This window comes from Frigidibacter sp., assembly GCF_030695035.1.
Taxonomy (GTDB): domain Bacteria; phylum Pseudomonadota; class Alphaproteobacteria; order Rhodobacterales; family Rhodobacteraceae; genus Frigidibacter.
This window is the reverse complement of record NZ_JAUYTT010000001.1, coordinates 114,774-134,150: the sequence shown is the minus strand read 5'-3', so window position 1 is coordinate 134,150 and position 19,377 is coordinate 114,774. Positions and strand designations below refer to the sequence as shown.

Here is a 19,377-nt window from a genome sequence, read left to right as displayed (position 1 = left end):
ATTGGCGTCCTTATAACTGCTCGACCTCGGGCGCGCCCAGCAGCAGGTATTCCCCATAGCCGCGACGAACCAGCTTGTAGTTTGTTATATCTTTGGGCTCATCATACGCCGTATTTTCAATCTGCGCGAGCGCCAGGCGCAGATTTTCGCGGATGGCGTCTGATTCGCCACTGTCGAGCGCATAGGCGGTGCGGAACACGCGGCTGGCCTCGGCCGGCTCGCCCATTTCCATCAGCGCGACGCCAAGGTTGTTCCAGGCCGGGACGAAGCGTTCGTCCTCATCAATGGCGCGGCGCAGCATCGCCTCGGCCTGACCCAGCCGCCCCAGCCGCAGATTGGCCGACCCGATGGCCGACAGCACATCAACAGTTGCCCCCATGGTGCCGGCCGCGCGGTAATAGGCGCGCAGCGCGAGATCGTATTCGCCCGCCTCCATCAGCCGGTGGCCGACGGTCAGCCCGTCCACCGCCTCGCCGCGGCCGCGTCCCGAGGGCGCATAGGGATCGCCGCCCCCCAAAGGCAAACCGCCCGTCGATTGACAGGCGGCGAGCAGACATGTGGCTGCAAGGGCCAGTGCCCTGCCAAGGATCATTCAATTACCGCATGCTTTCGAACAGCCCCAGCATAGAATGAATCGACGGCCCCACAAGGATGATCAGCAGCGGCGGCACGGTGAACATCATCGTGCCAAGGGTGATCTTGGTGGGCAGCTTGTTGGCCAGTTCCTCGGCGCGCATCACCCGCTTGTCGCGCATGTCGGCGGCATAGACGCGTAGCGCGTCGGCGATCGAGGTGCCGAAGGTCTGCGACTGGATCATCACGGTGACGAAGGACGAGATGTCGGGCAGGCCGGCGCGTTCGGCAAAGCCGCGCAGAACGGTGGCCTTTTCCTTGCCGGCCTTCACCTCATAGGCGACCATCTCGAACTCTTCGGCCAAGGCGGGGAAGCCTGCCTCCAGTTCCTTGGCCACGCGGATGATCGCTTGATCGACGGACTGGCCAGCCTCGACGCAGACCAGAAGCATGTCCAGCGCGTCGGGGAAGCCGTTCTGCATTTCCTTCTGCCGGCTCTCGACGCGTTTATCGACCCAGTAGCGCGGCAGGTAATAGCCCGCGACCGCCGGCCCCAGCGTGTAGAGGATCATGTAGGTCGACGACATCTGGCCGTTCTGGGATTTGATCAGCGTGTAGATGACGCCCAGGATCAGCAGCCCGATCCCCAGCACGAACTGTGCGGCGTGGAAGGTGCGCACCGCCGATTTGCCGCGATAGCCGGCGCGGGTCAGCTTCAGTCGCGCCGAAGTCATTTCCTCTTCGTTCTGCGGTTCGAGGAAGCCCGCGAATTTCTCCAGCTTGTCGGTCTTGCCCGACCGCAGCATCTTGCGCGCCGGCTCTTTGGCGCGGGCGGCGGCTTGGGCGTTCAGATTGCTCTGCCGCAGCTTTTCCAGCGGGTCGGGGGACTTGCGCATCATCAACGGCAGCATGGCAAGGATCAACAGCAGGCCCAGCCCGCCCACCGCATAAAGCGGACCAAGCGGGCCAAGATTGGCGATCAGTGCTGCATTGAGGTCGATGAACAGCTGCACGTTTCTAAACCTTGATGTTGGTCATGATCTTCATGAACAGGACGTTGATTCCCAGCAGGGTGGCCACCACCAGCGCGGCGGGAACGAAGATTGCGGTTTCCTTGACCTCGTCGAAATAGTCCGGCTTGCCGACCTGGATTGCGACCAGTGCCACCAGCGGGAAGGCCGACAGGAACATGCCCGACCATTTCGCCTCGGCAGTGATCGCCTTCACCCGGCGGAACAGCCGGAACCGCGCGCGGATCACCTTGGCGAGCCCGTCAAGGATCTCGGCCAGGTTGCCGCCCGCCTGCTGCTGGATCGTCACCGCGACGGCCAGGAAGCGCAGATCCTGCATATCCATCCGCTCGGCCAGCGATTTCAGGCTTTCGGTAACGTCGCGGCCATAGGCGGCCTCGTCCGCGATCATCCCAAATTCGGTGCCAAGCGGGTCTGCAACCTCTTTGGCGACGATCTGGATGGCCGAGGAAAACGGGTGCCCCACGCGCAGCGAGCGCACCATCAGCTCGATTGCGTCAGGCAGTTGTTCCTCAATCATGGTCAGGCGCTTGGTGGCCTTGCCGTTGACCCAGAAATAGACACCGCCCACGCCCATCACGATGGCGATCACGGATCGTACGCCGGGTTCTGCGTCGGTGCCGATGCTGAGCCCGACATAGGCGACGGCCGACAGCAGTGCCATCACCAGCAGCAGTTGTTGGGGCGAGAAGGCGATGTTGGCCTTTTGCGCCTTTGCGGCGAGTATCGAATAGAGCGGGATGCCGCGTGCTTTCAGATGCTGGCTGGCCTCCTTGCGCAGCTGTTCCAGAACCTGCTCACGCGGGCCGCCCTTTTCCAGCAGGTCGAGCCGGCGGTTCACGCGGGCGTTGAGGCTGATCGATTTGCCGAAGACCAGAAGATACAGGCCCTCGACCAGGAACAGTACCGCGACGAATATCAGGGCATAGATGATGGGGGCCGGGCTGATGGGCATGGCGATGTCTCCTCAGACCGCGGGTTCATAGATCGAGGCGGGCAGGTCATAGCCCCATTGCCGGAAGCGCTCGGCATAGTGTGACCGGATGCCGGTGGCGGTGAAACGCCCGATGATCTTGCCCGACGGTTCCATCCCCAGCCGCTCGAAGCGGAAGATTTCCTGCATCGAGATGACGTCGCCTTCCATGCCGGTGATCTCGGTGATCGAGACCATGCGGCGGCTGCCATCCTGCAGGCGGCTGGCCTGCACGATCAGGTTGACGGCGGCGGCGATCTGGCTGCGCACGGCCTTGATCGGCATCTCGATCCCGGCCATCGCTACCATGTTCTCCAGCCGGCTGATGCCGTCGCGGGCAGAGTTGGCGTGGATGGTGGTCATGGATCCGTCATGGCCAGTGTTCATGGCCTGCAGCATGTCGATCACTTCCTCGCCTCGGGTCTCGCCGACGATGATCCGGTCGGGGCGCATCCGCAGCGCGTTGCGCAGACAGTCGCGCTGCGTGACGGCGCCCTTGCCCTCGACGTTGGGCGGGCGGCTTTCCATCCGGCCGACATGGACCTGCTGCAACTGCAGTTCGGCCGTATCCTCAATGGTCAGGATGCGTTCGCTGTTGTCGATGAAGCTGGACAGGGCGTTGAGCGTGGTGGTCTTGCCCGAACCGGTGCCACCCGAGACGATCACGTTCAGCCGGGTGGACACGGCAGCTTGCAGATAGGCGGCCATCTCTTCGGTGAAGGCGCCAAAGCGGACCAGATCGTCGATGGCCAGCTTTTCCTTCTTGAACTTCCGGATCGAGACCAGCGACCCATCGACGGCCACCGGCGGCACCATCGCGTTGAAGCGGCTGCCATCGGCCAGGCGGGCATCGACATAGGGATTGGATTCATCGACGCGCCGGCCCACGGCCGACACGATCTTGTCGATGATCCGCAGCAGGTGGCGTTCGTCCTTGAAGGTGATGTCGGTCAGCGTCAGCTTGCCACCGCGTTCCACGAAGATCTGCTGCGGACCGTTCACGAGGATGTCGTTGACGCTGTCATCCTTCAGCAAGGGTTCCAGCGGGCCAAGGCCCATCACCTCGTCATACAGCTCCTGCACCAGCGTGTAGCGTTCGTCCTTGTTCAGGACGACGCTCATCTCTTCCAGCGCCTCGGTGGTGATCGCGCTGATCTCTTGGCGCAGATCGGCCTCGGTGGCATGTTCCAGCGCCGACAGGTTCAGGTCATCCAGCAGCCGCTTGTGCAGTTGCACCTTCAGCTCGGACAGCTTCTCTTTGCGCTTCTTCTCCTTGTCCGCAGCGATGGCTTGCGCCGGCGCCTGCTGCACCTGCGTGTCTGCCTTGCGGCTCACGACGGGGCGTTGCTGTTGCCCTGCACTGGCGGGCGCCGCCGGCGCCGCCTGCACCTTGGCAGCGGGCGCCATCGGCACGGCCCCGGGGGCGGTGGGCTTCTTGTAGCGCGAGAACATCGTGGGCACCTATTCCTGTACTGTGGACCAGAGGCGGGCGTTCAGACCTTGCCGGCCTCTGCAGCGCGGTTGAGGTCGAACAGCGATTTCGCCAGTTTCTGGATTTCCTTGCGCAGCGGGTTCTTGGCCGCGGCGGTGGCCAGCGGCAGGCCGTGGTCATTGGCCTGCGTCACTTGCCGCCCGCCATCGGGGAGCTGCAATTCGATCGTGATATCAAGGCTTTCGGCCAATCTCTTCACGCGGCCCTTGGCCGAGAGGTCGGTGAACTTCGGCGCCCGGTTCAGCACATAGCGCAGCTTTTCCACCGGCAGCTCTTCGGATTTCAGCGCCCGGATCATCCGCAGCGTGTTCTGGGCAGACCGCATGTCCAACTCGATGGGCACGAAATAGACATGGGCCTGATTCAGCACCGCCTCGGTCCATTGCACCACGGCCGAGGGCATGTCGATCACCACGAAATCGAAATTGTCGCGGGCCACGTCGATCAGGCGGTTGATGTCGTCCGAGGTGACGATGTCCAGCGGCAGCATCTCGGCCGGGGCGGTCAGCACCTGCAGGCGGTCGTGAAAGGTCAGCATCGATTGCAGCAGCGTGTCGCCATCCAGCATCGAGGTGTCGGACAGCATGTCATAAACCGCCTCGCGGCGCGGCAGGTCGAGATAGGTGGCGACGGACCCCATCTGGAAGTCGAAATCCAGCAGGCAGACGCGGGGACCGCCATCCTTGACCAGCGTCGCCAGCTCCCAGGCAAGGTTCACTGCAAAGGTCGAGGCGCCGGTGCCACCGGCCAGCCCATGCACGGGCAGCACAACACCGTCACGCTGGCCGGTCGCCTTGAAGGCGGGCGCGGCGTGGCTGGCGGCGGGATGTGCATGGGTGTGGACAGGCGCGGCGGGGGGTGGTTCTTTCAGCCGCTCGATGGCCTCGTGCAGCGCATTCGCGGGCAGCGGATAGGGCACGAAGTCATCAGCCCCCATCCGCAGCAGGTGGTGCAGGGCGATGGGGCTGATCTCGTCGGCGATCAGGATCACGCGGATGCCCAGATCCCGGGCGCGGCTGATGATGCCGGATACGCGGGTCAGATCGGCCTCATCCTCGGCATCCACCGCGACGGCGATGAACTCCAGGGTCTTCGCCTCGGGCTGGTCCAGGAATTTCAAGGCGTCGGGAAAAGCGAGGTCGCCCCAGCTTTCGCCAAGCTCCGCTTCCATATCCTCGATCAGCAGATCGAAGTTCGCCACATCGCGCGAGACCGTGCAGGCCACGATCGGGGCCGGTTCCGGCTGCAGTGCGGGGGCTGCGTTTCCCATTGCCTCATGTCCTTTTTTACTGCCAGGCGCGATGCGACTCTGGTGTCGTCTCACTCATCCATGCGGTGGAAGGTGGGGGACAATGTAGGCAAGAATGCGGCTTAAAAATCCAAATTGTGCGGAATTTGAAGACGGTGGTGGTCTGATCGGGGCTGCGAAACAGCTCTCTGGGCGCTGTGAGGCTATCCGTTCTGCTCGGGGGGAGCGTTACTCGCCGCCGCCCGCGCCGCCTGCTTCGCCGCCCACTGCGGATATAGGCACAGCGCTGGCGACATATTCGCGGAAGATCACCTCGGCATATTTGCCGTTCAGCACCGTCGGATGGTTCGCAACAAAGCCCGACACTTCCGTGACGGTGCGGCGGTTGCGTTGCTCTGGCCCCTGGCTCAGCACCAAGGGCTGGGTTTCGCCATAGGAAACAACCGCCTCCAGCCGCGAACGGCTGATGCCAAGCGTCGAGAGATACCCCACGACGGCCCGGGCGCGGCGCATCCCCAGCGATTTGTTGTAGGCGTTGGAGCCGACAAGATCGGTATGCCCATAGACACGGAAGCGCAGCTCGGGGAACTGGCGGATGAAATCGGCCTGCCGGCGCAGCGCAGCTTGCGCATTGCCGTCCAGCGCGGCGCTGTTGAAGGCGAAGGTCACCATCGCCGGCACTTCCGCGGCAAATCGTTGCGTGAGGCTGATGGAATAGGACCTGTCGCCGCTCTGGATCATCGTGTTGTTCATGGTGGCGTTGCCGAAGTTGGCTTCGGTTCCGTCGATCTTGCCGCCCACCTCTGTCACCGGGTCACAGGCGGCGAGCGCGGTCAGCGCCAGCGGAAGCACGATCAAGCTGCGAAAGCGCATCCGGTCACTCCATGACATAGCCGTAAGACCCCGTGAAATCCTGCTTGGCGACTTCGGCCGCTGCGCCCGTGGTCTTGCCACGCAAGAACAGGTCGGCCTCGGTCGGGATCCGCACCCTGTCCGTCGGCAGGGCCAGCGCATCGCCGCGGGTCGGGGTGACCAGATGCGGGGTGACGATGATCACCAACTCTGTCTGGCGGCGTTCATATTCGGCGCTGCGGAAAAGCGCGCCCAGAACCGGGATGTCGCCCAGCCACGGCACCTGGCTGTTCAGGTCGTTGAAATCGTCCTGCAGCAGGCCGGCGATGGCAAAGCTTTCGCCGTCGCGCATCTCGACCGTGGTCTTGGTCTCGCGACGCTTGAAGGCGTTGACCGAGAAGCCGCCGTTCTGCACCGTCACCGTGGTGTCGATGGCCGAGACCGATGCCGACATTTCCAGGTTGATGATGTCGCCATCGATGACCCGCGGAATGAAGGCCAGTTCCACGCCGAAGGGTTTGTATTCGATGGCGATGGACCCTTCGTCATCTACCACCGGGATCGGGTATTCGCCGCCCGCAAGGAAGCTTGCCTCCTGCCCCGACAGGGCCGTCAGGTTCGGCTCTGCCAGCGTGCGGACCATGCCCTTGGATTCCAGCGCCTCAAGCAAGATGCCCATCTCGAAGCTGCCGCGGGTCAGCACTGCGCCAAGCGCGCCGGCGGCCGCAGTCGTCACGGTGCCGCCACCGACCAGGTTGTTGATACCGTCGATGTTGCCCGATGCGCCGCTGACACCACTGCTTCCCGAGGCACCGAAGCCCAGCGAAGCAGACAGGTTCTTCGACACCGACCGCTGCATTTCGGCAAAGCGGACCTGCAGCATCACTTGCTGGGTGCCGCCCACATTCATGAGGTTCGACACGCGCTCGGGCGCGTAGCGCTGCGCCAGTTCCAGCGCGCGGTCCAGCGATCCGATCGACGAGACCGTGCCCGATAGCACGATGCCGTCATTGGCGGTGCGCACCTCGATCGTCTCGCCCGGCAGCACCTGGCGCAGGCGCTCCTTGAATTCGGCGATGTCGGGGGTGACCTGCACCTCGACATTGGTCATCAGCCTGCCATCGGCGCTCAGCAGCGTCAGCGTGGTGCGGCCTGGGGCCTTGCCCAGAACGTAGATGGAACGGTCGGAGAGGGTCGAGATGTCGGCGATGCCGGGATTGGCGATGGAGAGTTCCGCGAAGGGGCTTTCGGATTCGACAACGACCGCGCGGTTCATCGGCACCGCCAGCGGGGTCGAGACCGACCCGCTCATCACCCGCAGCACCTCGGACCGGGCCATTGGCACCGCCACCATGGTAGCGGCAAGCCCTATGAGGCCGGCCCTGACAACATTTCCAATCATCCGCTGACCCTGCCTCTCGATCACGCCTCTGCCGGGTCTTGCCGCCCGAATTTTCGCCAGAATGCGCGAGAAGTGGTTTTTTTGCAAGAATCAACCTGTTGCAGGCCGACATTTACGTAAAACGCCGCAGGAGCTGCCTATCTATCGCCGGGAAAAACGGGCGCTCCACCAGATGCTGTGCCGCCAAAAGAGGCCTTCCGGCCCCGATCAGGCCCGGTTCAGCACTTAGTTGGTGCAGGGGATCTTGGTTTCCACGCTTTGGCCGCCCTTGTTGGTGCGGATCGTGCAGACCTTCTCGGCCTCGACCTCGATCACCGGCGCTGCTGACACACCCAGCAGCTGATCGCGGTTCACCTCGACCTCGCTGAACAGGCTGTCATCGTTGCTGCCGACCAGCGCCAGCGTCAGTCGGCCCGTGGATTGCGCCAGCGTCAGCGCCGCAACCTGCATCGGTGTCGCCTCGATGGTGACGGTGCGGGCGATCTGGGCCAGGTCGGCCTGATCGGAGTCCGACCGCTGGTCGACGGCGATCAGCCGCACGGTTGAATCGATCAGTTTGGTAACATCCTGCCCCTGCTGGGTGCCGGTCCAGTACACGTCTACCCGGTCGCCGGGGCGCAGAAAACCCGACACGCCGCTGCTGACATCGACCTGGATGGTGAAGGCGCGCATCCCGCGGGTCAGCCGCGAGGTCAGTCCCGCATCCTCGCCCGGCTCGGTGACCTTGACGGCCAGTACCGGCTCGTAGGTTTCCAGCGCGCGCAGCACGATCCGTGTGCCGGGCGCGCCCTCGGGGAACAGCGCCGCCGCATCGGTGAAGGCGCCTTCCGGGACCGCATTGGCCTGCCACTTGATCTGCACCACGTCTTCAGGGGTCAGCGGATCGCCATATTTCTTGGGGGAGTTGACCACGAGGATATCGACCAGCGGCACTGCACTGGCCTGGGCGGCGCGCAGCAAATCGCGCTCAGCCTGTGTCTGCGCGATATAGCCCTGCGCCATATAGACCGCAAAGCCGGCAAGCCCGACGCCTATGATCAGAACCAGACCAAAAACCATCCTCATGACGTCATCCTTCTGCTCTTTGCGATGCGGCGTGTTGCGGATTGCGGAAGCTCCGGCCTGCATCGGGTGTAGATATGCTGCGCGATTGCGGCAGAAACTTGGTGGAAGCGTGCCTAGGCAGGGGTATTTCGGGGCGGGTGCCTGACGCGTAGCTGCTCGTTTGCCGGTACGGTCCCTGTGTTGCGCGACTCCCGGAACGCAAAGGGACCGCACCTTGCGGTGCGGTCCCTGCAGCCCCGGCGCGTTGCGACGCGGAGTAGTTGTTTCACTCTGCCGCGATGGTGGTGTTCGTACCGACGTTGGTGAGCGAGGTGCCGATATCGGTGGTCAGATCGCCCACGCCGCTGTTGATCGCGGTCATGGCGGCGATGGCGAGGCCGACGACGGCGGCGGTCAGCACGACCCAGTCAACGGTGACGGCGCCGTCTTCGTCGTTGCGGAAGTTCTTGAACAGGTTGATCAGTTTCATGGTGTCTCTCCAGGGTTCACTCGTTGCTGCCTCCCGCCCCGGATCGTCCGGGCTGGCCTCGCCTTGGCCCGTCCCCGCTGCGGTATGAAGGTGTTTTGCCGGGGGATCGTGGCGCGATTGGGGCGCTTCCGGTGCATTTTCAGTTCGTTTTCACGCTGATTTTGCGGTTACGCGCTCGATTTCCGGGGGCTGAAAGGTCAGCAGAAACGCAAAGGGACCGCACCTTGCGGTGCGGTCCCTGCAGCCCCGGCGCCTTGCGACGCGGAGTAGTTGTTTCACTCTGCCGCGATGGTGGTGTTCGTACCGACGTTGGTGAGCGAGGTCCCGATATCGGTGGTCAGATCGCCCACGCCGGTGTTGATCGCGCCCATCGCGATGATCCCGAGGCCGACGACTGCAGCGGTCAGCACGACCCAGTCAACGGTGACAGCGCCGTCTTCGTCGTTGCGGAAGTTCTTGAACAGGTTGATCAGTTTCATGGTGTCTCTCCTGGTGTTTGCTCGTTGTTGTCTCGCCCGCCCCGGATCTTTCGGGCCGGCCTATGAATGGCCCGTCCCCGCTGCGGTATGAGGATGTTTTGCCCCCGGAACGTGGCGCGATTGGGGCGAGGTAAGGGTATTTTAGCGGGATTACCGCGACTGTTCCGGGGCGGCGGCGGGCGCCGTGCGGAACCAGTGGCGCAAGGGGCGAAATTTTGCGACACTGGCAGCAATCAAAGCGGGCAGGGAAACTGCCTGAACCGAAACGAGCAGTCAGCAGCAGGACGCGCAATGTCGCGGCACGTGGCACGGATCATGGCGCTTTGCGCGGGCCTTGGGCTTGCGCCGATGGCGGCGGAGGAAACTCCGGCGCCCTATCCCGACTTCACGTTCAAGCGCATCGGCGTGCCGCAGGCGGGCCAGAAGCGCATCACCGTGCAAATCGACCCGGCCGAGCAGGCGCGGATGCTCGCGGCGGTTCAGCCCAAGCCCGATACGCCGATGCCGACGGGGGCTGCGGCGGCGGGCCTCGGCGGAGCGCCGGTGGGGGCCTATGACTGGTACTGGGGCCTTGTGTCACCCTCGCTGGGGGACAAGGCGGGCCGCTTCCCCAAGGCGGTGGCGGCGCTGGCGCAGGGGCCGGGCGGGGCCATCGTCGGCGCGCCGCGGATGCAGCATATGCAGGAGATTGCCCGCCTGCATGGCGCCGATATCCTGATGGCGACCATCGGCACCGAAGTGTCGCCTGCGCTGGTGCTGGCGGTGATCGGGGTGGAGAGTGGGGGGCGGGCCGAGGCCGTCTCCTCTGCCGGGGCTGTGGGGCTGATGCAGCTGATCCCGGCGACGGCGAGCCGGTTCGGCGTGGCCGATTCCACCGTGCCGGGGCAGAACATCAAGGGCGGCGTCGCCTATCTGGACTGGCTGATGAAGGAATTCGACCGCGACCCGCTGATGGTGCTGGCCGCCTACAACTCCGGCGAGAATGCGGTCAAGAAGAACGGCGGGGTGCCGCCCTATGCCGAGACGCGCGACTATGTGCCGAAGGTGCTGGCCGCCTGGTCGGTGGCGCGGGGCCTGTGCCTGACGCCGCCGGAGCTGGTCTCCGACGGCTGCGTGTTCGGGGTGCGCGGCTAGACCTGGAAAACGTCGGCCCAGTCCGGGTGCTTCGCGCGCCAACGGTTCACGAAGGGGCAGAGCGGCACGATCCTGACCCCCTCTGCCCGCGCATCCGTCACCAGCCGCAGCGCCAGCGCGTTGCCCGCGCCGGTGCCGCGAAAGCTGTCCGGGACGCCGGTGTGATCGGCGATGATCAGCGTCGGCGTGGTGATGGAATAGGTCAGCTCTGCCTCTTCGCCGCCGCGGCGTATAACGTATCGGCCGCGGCTGCCGTCGATCTCGCGCGTGATCTCAGTCAACGATCGTGGCCTCGGTTGCAGCGCGCACCTGCTCTTCGGTGACGCCATCGGCGATCTCGAGCAGCTTCAGCCCGCCTTCGACCACATCGAACACCGCCATGTTGGTGATGATCCGGTCCACCACAGCCTTGCCGGTCAGCGGCAGGGTGCAGTCCTTCAGCACCTTCGAATCGCCATGCTTGCTGGTGTGATCCATCACGACGACCACGCGGCCGACGCCCGCCACAAGATCCATCGCGCCGCCCATGCCCTTGACCAGCTTGCCCGGGATCATCCAGTTCGCAAGGTCGCCCTTTTCGGACACTTCCATCGCGCCGAGGATCGCCATGGCGATCTTGCCGCCGCGGATCATCGCAAAGCTTTGCGCAGAGTCGAAATAGGCCGAGTGCGGCAGTTCGGTGATGGTCTGCTTGCCGGCGTTGATCAGGTCGGGATCGACCTCATCCTCGGTCGGGAACGGGCCCATGCCCAGCATCCCGTTTTCCGATTGCAGGGTCACGGTCATGCCCTCGGGGATGTAGTTCGACACCAGCGTCGGAATGCCGATGCCAAGGTTCACATACATCCCGTCCTGCAGCTCTTTCGCCGCGCGGGCAGCGATCTGGTTGCGGTCCCACATCAGACAGACTCCTTGTTCCGCACGGTGCGATTCTCGATCCGCTTCTCATGCTCGCCCTGGATGATGCGGGTCACATAGATGCCGGGCAGGTGGATGGTGTCGGGGTCGAGGCTGCCGACCGGCACGATCTCTTCGACCTCGACCACGCAGACCTTGCCGCAGGTGGCGGCGGGCGGGTTGAAGTTGCGCGCGGTCTTGCGGAAGACGAGGTTGCCCGAGGTGTCGGCCTTCCAGGCCTTGACGATGGAGAGGTCGGCGACGATGCCGCGCTCCAGCACATAGGTCACGCCGTCGAAGTCCATGTGGGGCTTGCCCTCGGCGATCACGGTGCCGACGCCGGTCTTGGTGTAGAAGCCGGGAATGCCGGCGCCGCCGGCGCGCATCCGTTCGGCCAGCGTGCCTTGCGGGTTGAATTCCAGCTCCAGCTCGCCCGACAGGTATTGCCGCATGAACTCGGCATTCTCGCCAACGTAGGAAGAGATCATCTTCTTGATCTGCCGGGTCTGCAGCAGGATGCCGAGCCCGAAATCATCCACGCCGCAATTGTTCGAGGCGACGGTGATGTCCTTGGTGCCGGCGTCCTTGATCGCGTCGATCAGCAGCTCGGGAATGCCGCAGAGGCCGAAGCCCCCCGCAGCGATGAACATGCCGTCGAACAGCAAGCCGTCCAGCGCCTCTGCCGCATTGGCATAGACCTTCTTCATCCGTGATCCTCCCCGCACTACATTGGCAAACTTGTGGCAAGCCGGTCTGCACGTGTCAATCGCCGCCGCGCAGCAAGGGCGGCGGCGATGGGGTCAGTCCTCGGTGGCAGCCGGCTTAGGCTTGGCTGGAGCCTTCGGTTTCGCGGCAGCTTTGGGTTTGGCCGCGGCCTTGGGCTTGGCAGCAGCCTTCGGCTTGGCGGGGGCCTTGGTGGCCGCATCGCCGTCCGCCGCTGCGGCCTTCGCCTTGGCGGGCGCCTTCTTGGCGGCGGGCTTCTTTGCAGGCGCCTTGGCCTTGGTAGTCTTGCCCTTGCCGCCCTTCGACGCCTTGGCAGCGACCAGTTCCAGCGCCTCGTCGAAGGTGATGCTCTCCGGTTCCATCTCCTTGGGCAGGGTGGCGTTGACCTTGCCCCATTTGATGTAGGGCCCATAGCGGCCCGGCATCACCTGCAACGGCCCGCCCGAGGGATGTTCCCCCAACTCGCGCAGCGGTGCCGCCGCAGCCCCGCGCCCGGCGCCGCGCGAGAATTTCTGCGCCAGAACCTCGACCGCCCGGTTCATGCCGATGATGAACACCTCATCGACCTCGGGCAGGTTCGCATAGGTGGAGTTGTGCTTCACATAGGGGCCAAAGCGGCCGATCCCGGCCTCGACCGGGGCGCCGTCCTCGGGATGGGTGCCGATCAGCCGCGGCAGGTCCAAGAGCAAGATGGCGCGGGGCAGGTCGATGCTTTCGGGCGACCAGCCCTTGGGCAGGCTCGACCGCGGCGGCTTGGGCGCCTCGGCCGTGGCCTCGCCCCGCTGCACGTAAGGCCCAAAGCGCCCCGCGCGCAGGCTGATCGGCAGGCCGGCCTCGTCATGCCCCAGAAGCTTGCCATCGCCGCTGAGGTTCATGCCCTCCTCACCGCCGGGCTGCGAGATGGGGCGGGTGTAGCGGCAATCGGGGTAGTTGGAGCAGCCGATGAACGCCCCGCCGGACCGTGCCGTCTTCAGGTTCAGCCGCCCTTTGCCGCAGGTTGGGCAGACCCGCGGATCGGTGCCATCCTCGCGCGCCGGGTAGAGGTGCGGGGCGAGGAAGTCGTCGATCCGCTCCAGCACCTCGGTGATGCGCAGATCGGCGGTTTCGGCGATGGCGGCCGAGAAGTCGCGCCAGAACCGGGCGAGCACGTCCTTGTAGTCGCGGCTGCCATTGGTGATGTCGTCGAGCTCGCCTTCCAGATCGGCGGTGAAGTCATACTCCACATAGCGGCGGAAGAAGTTGGTCAGGAAGGCCGTCACCAGCCGGCCCTTATCCTCGGGGATCAGGCGGTTCTTGTCCTTGCGGACATATTCGCGGTCCTGGATCGTGGTGACGATGCTGGCATAGGTCGAGGGGCGGCCGATGCCGAGCTCTTCCATGCGCTTGACCAGCGTCGCCTCGGTATAGCGGGGCGGCGGCTGGGTGAAGTGCTGCTCGGGCGCGATGGCGCGCTTGTCGACGGCCTCGCCCTGCATGATCTGCGGCAGGCGGGCGCTGTCTTCGCCGTCATCCTCGTCCCGGCCCTCGTCATAGATCTTGAGGAAGCCGTCGAACATCATCACCTGGCCGGTGGCGCGCAGTTCGACCTGCGCATCGCGGCTCACAAGGTCCACGGTCGTGCGTTCCATCCGGGCGGCGGCCATCTGGCTGGCAAGGGTGCGCTTCCAGATCAGGTCATAGATGCGCTTCTGGTCGGTCTCTGTCGCCTTAAGCTTGTCGGGGGACAGGCTCATCTCGGTCGGGCGGATGCATTCATGCGCTTCCTGCGCGTTCTTGGCCTTGTTTTTATACATGCGCGGGCTGTCCGGCACGTAGGTCGGGCCGAAGCGGTCCTTGATCTCGGCCCGCGCGGCCATCACCGCTTCGGGCGCCATGTCGATGCCGTCGGTCCGCATATAGGTGATGTAGCCCGCCTCATAGAGCCGCTGCGCCGCCGACATGCAGGCCTTGGCGCCCATGCCGAACTTGCGGCTGGCTTCCTGCTGCAGGGTCGAGGTCATGAAGGGCGGGTAGGGGTTGCGGGTGGCGGGTTTGGATTCGACCGCCTTCACCGTCAGGTCGCGCGAGGTGACGGCTTGAACAGCGATTTCGGCGGCTTCGGTGGTCGGGATGTCGAACTTGTCGAGCTTCTTGCCGCCCAGAACCGTCAGTTTCGCCTCGAACTCTTGCCCGCGGGGGGTCTGGAGCGTGGCGGTGACCGTCCAGTATTCGCGGGCACGGAAGGCCTCGATCTCCATCTCGCGCTCGACGATCAGGCGCAGGCAGACCGATTGCACGCGGCCGGCGGATTTGGCGCCGGGCAGCTTGCGCCAGAGGACCGGCGAGAGGTTGAAGCCGACGAGATAGTCGAGGGCGCGGCGGGCGAGGTAGGCCTGCACCAGCTCCATGTCGACTTCGCGGGGGTTGGCCATCGCCTCGGTCACCGCAGCCTTGGTGATGGCGTTAAATGTAACCCTGCGAACGGTTTTTCCCTTTTTGATGCTTGAGGCGAGGGCCTCTTGCAGGTGCCAGGAAATCGCCTCGCCCTCCCGATCAGGGTCGGTGGCGAGGATCAGGGTGTCGTCGGTTTTCAGGGCTTCGGTGATCGCGCGGATGTGTTTCTTGCTGTCGGCGGCGATCTCCCACAGCATCTCGAAGCCGTTGTCGGTATCGACCGAGCCGTCCTTGGGGGGCAGGTCGCGGACATGGCCGAAGGAGGCCAGCACCGTATAGTCCGGTCCAAGATATTTGTTGATCGTCTTGGCCTTAGCGGGGGATTCGACTACGACAACGGCCATGAGATCCTCTTCACCTGTGCGCTGCGGACCGTCACCGGGCGGGCCTTGCGCTTTGGCCGCGGAACATGGGGGCTGGGGATAGGGAATGTCAATGTCGCCTGCCGCGCGGCATATGGACCGCATACAGAACCCATACAGATGTCATACATACGATTTGCCACATGGTCCGGGCGCGGGGCGGGGCTGCCGATGAGCGGGGGCCGCGGCGGCGCATGTGGAAACCATGCGGAACCCATGCGGAAACCATGCATACGATTTGCATATCGCGGCGCAGGGCCGGTCAGTTCAGCCGCGCCAGCAGGCCGCCGGGGGCGCGGGCGATGCGGCCTTCGAGCTCCAGCGTCAGCAGTTCGGGGGCGACGGCGGCGGCGGGGATCGCGAGGTCACGGATCAGCTGATCTTCGGCCAGCGGGCTTGGGCCGAGCCGGTCGAGGATCTGGCTGTGGAGCGCGGCGGTTTCCGCGAGGGTTCGGGTCTGGCCGGGGGGCGGTGACTTGGGCCGGGGGCGCGGTTCGGGAGCCGGCGGTTCGTGCAGGGCCGGGGGCGCCGCGATCGGCACGCCGCGGGCGGCCAGCGCCTCGATCACGTCCTCCACGTTGCGCACCAGCACCGCGCCGTCACGGATCAGCGCGTTGCAGCCCCCCGCGCGGGCGTCGACGGGGTGGCCGGGGACAGCCAACACCTCGCGGCCCTGGTCCAGCGCCTCGCGGGCGGTGATGAGGCTGCCGGAGCGCATCGCCGCCTCGACCACGATCACAGCCTCGGACAGGCCCGAGACGATGCGGTTGCGCTGTGGGAAGTGCCGTGCCTGCGGGTCGAGGCCCATCGGCTGTTCCGACAGGCGCAGCCCGCGATTTGCAATCTCGGTGGCGAGTTTGGTGTTTTCGCTGGGGTAGATCACATCGACGCCGCCGGCCTGCACGGCGATGGTTCCGCCCTCCAAAGCCGCCTCATGCGCCGCGGCGTCGATGCCGCGGGCGAGGCCGGAGACGACGGTGAAGCCGGCGCGGGTGAGGCCTTCGGACAGGCGCCGGGCCATGCGCAGGCCGAGGGAGGAGGCGTTGCGGGCGCCGACAAGGGCGACCATCGGGCGGGCGGCGAGGGAGAGGTTGCCGAGCGCCCACATCAGCGGCGGGGCATCGGCGAGTTCGGCAAGGCGGGCGGGGTAGGCGGGCTGGCCCTTGCAGATCAGCCTGGCGCCGGCCTTGCGGGCGGCGGCCATTTCGGCGCGGGCGACACCTTCGGGGCAGGCGGAGTAATCGGTGACGCCGGCGGCGCGGGCAACTTCGGGGAGCGCCTCAAGGGCGGCGATGGCAGAGCCATATTCGCCGAGCAGCCGCCAGAAGGTGATGGGGCCGACCTTGCGGGAACGAATGAGACGGAGCCAGACGAGTTCATCTTCTTCCGTGGTGGGTGGGGTGAAGGGGGTGGGAAGAGAAAACAAACCGTTGTCCATTCGCCGCCCCGCCTCATTCGCAAGCCCGGTATAGCGGACGTAAGGTTAACAAGCGGTTTACGATGAATGATTCGTTTTGGGGGTGTGGGATGCTTGGTTCGGGCGGGAACAGGCGAGGCACTGCCTCGACCCCGCCCGTGCGGGACGGATGCTCCCGGAGCCGCTGGCAGCACGAAACCGGCTGAGGACAGCGCCCGACCTGGCGGGCGAGAAGCGCCCGCCGGGGGCGGGGCGGGCGCTGGCCGGGCCCTTTGGGGGCCCGTCCGGTGCAAATTGCGAAGCCACGGTGTGGCGAAGGCGATGGCCTTCGCCAAGGCAGGGGGTATGGCCCCCCTACGCCGCAGATCCCCCCACCGTCAGCCCGCCGATCAACAGCGTCGGCTGGCCGACGCCGACCGGCACCCATTGGCCGGCCTTGCCGCAATTGCCCATGCCGGGATCCAGCGCCATGTCATTGCCTATGGCGCGGATCTGGCGGAGCGCGGTGGCGCCATCGCCGATCAGGGTGGCGCCCTTCACCGGGTTGCCGACGACGCCGTTCCTGACCCGGTAAGCCTCGGTGCAGGAGAACACGAACTTGCCGCTGGTGATGTCGACCTGCCCGCCGCCAAAGCCGACGGCCCAGATGCCGTCCTTGACCTCGGCCACCACATCCTCGGGGCGGGTCTCGCCGCCCAGCATGTAGGTGTTGGTCATCCGCGGCATCGGTGCATGGGCGTGGCTTTCGCGGCGGCCATTGCCGGTGGGGGCGACGCCCATCAGCCGGGCATTCTGTCGGTCCTGCATGAAGCCGACGAGGATGCCATCCTCGATCAGCACATTGCGGGCCGAGGGCGTGCCTTCATCATCGACGCTGATCGAGCCGCGGCGGTCTGGCAGGGTGCCGTCATCGAGCACCGTCACCCCCGGCGCGGCGATACGCTGGCCCATCAGCCCGGCGAAGGCCGAGGATTTCTTGCGGTTGAAGTCCCCCTCCAGCCCGTGGCCGATAGCTTCATGCAGCAAGATGCCGGGCCAGCCCGGGCCAAGTGCCACGTCCATCATACCGGCGGGGGCGGGTTCGGCATCGAGATTGACCAGCGCGATGCGCAGCGCCTCCCGCGCGACCGATTCCCAATGGCCGCGCTGCAAGAGGCCGCCGAGGCCGAATCTGCCGCCGCCGCCGGCGCTGCCGGATTCGCGGCGGCCGGACTGCTCGACGATGACTGCGACATTCAGACGCGCCATCGGCCGGATGTCGGAGACGATGCCGCCCTCGGGGCGCAGGATCGTCACCTCCTGATGCGATGCAGAAACCGAGGCGGTGACCTGCATCACCCGCGGGTCGAGGGCGCGGGCGAAGGCGTCGATCTCGCGCAAGGTATCAAGCTTGGCCGAGAAGATCGCATCGGCCATCGGGTCGGCATCGCTGTAGAGTCGGCGGTTGGTGCCGGCCGGGGCAGGGGCGAGCGTGCCGCCGCCATTGCCGACCGCCAGACGGGCGGTTTCGGCGGCACGGCGCAGCGCGGGTTCGGATATTTCGGTGGAATGGGCGTAGCCTGCGACCTCACCCAGCACCGCGCGCAGGCCGAATCCTTCGCTGGCGTCATAGCTGGCGCTGCGCACGCGCCCGTCATCGAAGACCAGGGATTCAGACCTTGTGCGCTCAAGAAACAGCTCGCCATCCTCGGCGCCCAGGGTTGCCGCACGCAGGACCACCAGCGCCTGTTCCTTGTCCAGATGGGTGTCGAAGGGGGAGAATTGCTGCGCCTGCATGTGTATTTCCTCGTCCATGATCTGGATCAAAAGCGTCACCCTGTCGCACGGTTTCGCTTGTCGCCTTGGGGACAATATGATTTTAGAATCCCGTCTTACAACGCGCCTTGCGAAATGGGCAGGGCGCGCGCGGGTGGCAGGGAGAGCCGCCTTTGGGAACGGGAACACATGATGCGTTTTGCAACGAAGCTGATGGGCCCTGGGGCCGTCCTTTCCTCGGTTTTCGTCGCCGGCATGGCGATGGCGCAGGACGGGATCACCGGGCTTGAGACCGTGGGCAAGGCCCATGAGGGCGCGATGGGCTTCCAGCCCGCAGCGACCGAACTGGCGCGCGACCAGCAATGGCTGGACGGGATGCTGCTGTATATCATCACCGCGATCACGATCTTCGTGGTGGCGCTGCTGCTGATCGCCATCTTCCGGTTCAACCAGCGGGTGAACCCGACCCCGGCGAAATTCACCCACAACACCCCGCTGGAGATCGGCTGGACGCTGGTTCCGGTGCTGATTCTGGTGGTGATCGGGTCGTTCTCGCTGCCGATCCTGTTCAAGCAGCAGGAGATCCCGACCGCCGACATCACCATCAAGGCGACCGGGTTCCAGTGGTACTGGGGCTATGAATATCCCGATGAGGAACTGGCCTTCGACAGCCTGATGCTGGCGAAGGACGAGCTTGCCGAATACGGCTATGCCGAGGACGAGTATCTGCTGGCCGTGGACAATGCGATGGTCGTTCCGGTGAACAAGACCATCGTGGTGCAGGTGACCGGCGCCGACGTGATCCATTCGTGGACGGTGCCGGCCTTTGCGGTGAAGCAAGACGCCGTGCCGGGCCGTGTGGCGGAACTGTGGTTCAAGGCAGAGCGTGAGGGCATCTATTTCGGCCAGTGCTCGGAACTCTGCGGCAAGGACCATGCTTACATGCCCATCACGGTGAAGGTGGTCAGCGATGCGGAATATGCCGCCTGGCTCGGCCGCGCACGTGAGCTGTTTGCCGGGATCCCGGCGCCGCTGACGGTGGCTTCGGCCGACTGAGCCACACCGCGCAGA

General features: G+C 65.2%; 18 protein-coding genes. 2 read left to right on the top strand and 16 right to left on the bottom strand.

Features of this window, described 5'->3' with window-relative positions:
- Window positions 1-10: 10 nt before the first annotated feature.
- The 10 genes from Q8S30_RS00630 to Q8S30_RS00585 form a co-directional block, all read right to left on the bottom strand.
- A complete protein-coding gene (locus Q8S30_RS00630; protein WP_305664110.1) occupies window positions 11-592 on the bottom strand; it encodes a tetratricopeptide repeat protein in 582 nt (193 codons plus the stop codon).
- A 4-nt stretch (window positions 593-596) separates the two neighbouring features.
- Window positions 597-1,586 carry a type II secretion system F family protein gene (locus tag Q8S30_RS00625; RefSeq protein WP_305664109.1) on the bottom strand — a complete coding sequence of 330 codons (990 nt, stop codon included), beginning with the start codon at window positions 1,584-1,586 and terminating at the stop codon, window positions 597-599.
- 4 nt (window positions 1,587-1,590) lie between these two features.
- Window positions 1,591-2,559 carry a type II secretion system F family protein gene (locus tag Q8S30_RS00620; RefSeq protein WP_305664108.1) on the bottom strand — a complete coding sequence of 323 codons (969 nt, stop codon included), beginning with the start codon at window positions 2,557-2,559 and terminating at the stop codon, window positions 1,591-1,593.
- 12 nt (window positions 2,560-2,571) lie between these two features.
- Entirely contained in the window at window positions 2,572-4,029 is a 1,458-nt protein-coding gene (locus tag Q8S30_RS00615; protein WP_305664191.1) for a CpaF family protein, read from the bottom strand.
- 41 nt (window positions 4,030-4,070) lie between these two features.
- Entirely contained in the window at window positions 4,071-5,339 is a 1,269-nt protein-coding gene (locus tag Q8S30_RS00610) for an AAA family ATPase (protein WP_305664107.1), read from the bottom strand.
- Between the two features lie 207 nt (window positions 5,340-5,546).
- Window positions 5,547-6,191 (bottom strand): OmpA family protein, encoded by a 645-nt coding sequence (locus Q8S30_RS00605; RefSeq protein ID WP_305664106.1) that lies wholly within the window; start codon window positions 6,189-6,191, stop codon window positions 5,547-5,549.
- A 4-nt stretch (window positions 6,192-6,195) separates the two neighbouring features.
- Window positions 6,196-7,572, bottom strand: a complete 1,377-nt coding sequence (locus tag Q8S30_RS00600) for a type II and III secretion system protein family protein (protein ID WP_305664105.1) — start codon at window positions 7,570-7,572, stop codon at window positions 6,196-6,198.
- A gap of 225 nt (window positions 7,573-7,797) precedes the next feature.
- Window positions 7,798-8,637 (bottom strand): Flp pilus assembly protein CpaB, encoded by an 840-nt coding sequence (gene cpaB / locus Q8S30_RS00595; RefSeq protein ID WP_305664104.1) that lies wholly within the window; start codon window positions 8,635-8,637, stop codon window positions 7,798-7,800.
- 265 nt (window positions 8,638-8,902) lie between these two features.
- Window positions 8,903-9,106, bottom strand: a complete 204-nt coding sequence (locus Q8S30_RS00590) for a Flp family type IVb pilin (protein ID WP_305664103.1) — start codon at window positions 9,104-9,106, stop codon at window positions 8,903-8,905.
- Window positions 9,107-9,381: 275 nt separating this feature from the next.
- Complete coding sequence (locus Q8S30_RS00585; protein WP_305664102.1) at window positions 9,382-9,585, bottom strand: Flp family type IVb pilin; 204 nt, start codon at window positions 9,583-9,585, stop codon at window positions 9,382-9,384.
- A 291-nt stretch (window positions 9,586-9,876) separates the two neighbouring features.
- Between Q8S30_RS00585 and Q8S30_RS00580 the strand changes: the two genes are divergently transcribed.
- Window positions 9,877-10,719, top strand: coding sequence for a lytic transglycosylase domain-containing protein (locus Q8S30_RS00580; protein ID WP_371135406.1), 843 nt, complete (start codon window positions 9,877-9,879; stop codon window positions 10,717-10,719).
- On the opposite strand, the gene Q8S30_RS00575 is transcribed toward Q8S30_RS00580, so the two are convergent.
- The 6 genes from Q8S30_RS00575 to tldD form a co-directional block, all read right to left on the bottom strand.
- Complete coding sequence (locus Q8S30_RS00575; protein ID WP_305664101.1) at window positions 10,716-11,000, bottom strand: GNAT family N-acetyltransferase; 285 nt, start codon at window positions 10,998-11,000, stop codon at window positions 10,716-10,718. The two genes, Q8S30_RS00580 and Q8S30_RS00575, sit on opposite strands and share 4 nt — an antisense overlap.
- Window positions 10,993-11,622 carry a 3-oxoacid CoA-transferase subunit B gene (locus Q8S30_RS00570; protein WP_305664189.1) on the bottom strand — a complete coding sequence of 210 codons (630 nt, stop codon included), beginning with the start codon at window positions 11,620-11,622 and terminating at the stop codon, window positions 10,993-10,995. Before Q8S30_RS00570 ends, Q8S30_RS00575 begins: the two co-directional genes overlap by 8 nt.
- The gene (locus Q8S30_RS00565) at window positions 11,619-12,323 is read right to left on the bottom strand and encodes a CoA transferase subunit A (protein WP_305664100.1); all 705 of its coding nucleotides are present in this window, start codon (window positions 12,321-12,323) and stop codon (window positions 11,619-11,621) included. Before Q8S30_RS00565 ends, Q8S30_RS00570 begins: the two co-directional genes overlap by 4 nt.
- Window positions 12,324-12,416: 93 nt before the next feature.
- Window positions 12,417-15,116 (bottom strand): type I DNA topoisomerase, encoded by a 2,700-nt coding sequence (gene topA, locus Q8S30_RS00560; protein WP_305664099.1) that lies wholly within the window; start codon window positions 15,114-15,116, stop codon window positions 12,417-12,419.
- A gap of 280 nt (window positions 15,117-15,396) precedes the next feature.
- A complete protein-coding gene (gene dprA, locus Q8S30_RS00555) occupies window positions 15,397-16,572 on the bottom strand; it encodes a DNA-processing protein DprA (RefSeq protein ID WP_305664098.1) in 1,176 nt (391 codons plus the stop codon).
- A 333-nt stretch (window positions 16,573-16,905) separates the two neighbouring features.
- The gene (gene tldD, locus Q8S30_RS00550) at window positions 16,906-18,327 is read right to left on the bottom strand and encodes a metalloprotease TldD (protein ID WP_305664188.1); all 1,422 of its coding nucleotides are present in this window, start codon (window positions 18,325-18,327) and stop codon (window positions 16,906-16,908) included.
- A 192-nt stretch (window positions 18,328-18,519) separates the two neighbouring features.
- Between tldD and coxB the strand changes: the two genes are divergently transcribed.
- Window positions 18,520-19,362 (top strand): cytochrome c oxidase subunit II, encoded by an 843-nt coding sequence (coxB, locus tag Q8S30_RS00545; protein WP_305664187.1) that lies wholly within the window; start codon window positions 18,520-18,522, stop codon window positions 19,360-19,362.
- Window positions 19,363-19,377 lie beyond the last annotated feature (15 nt).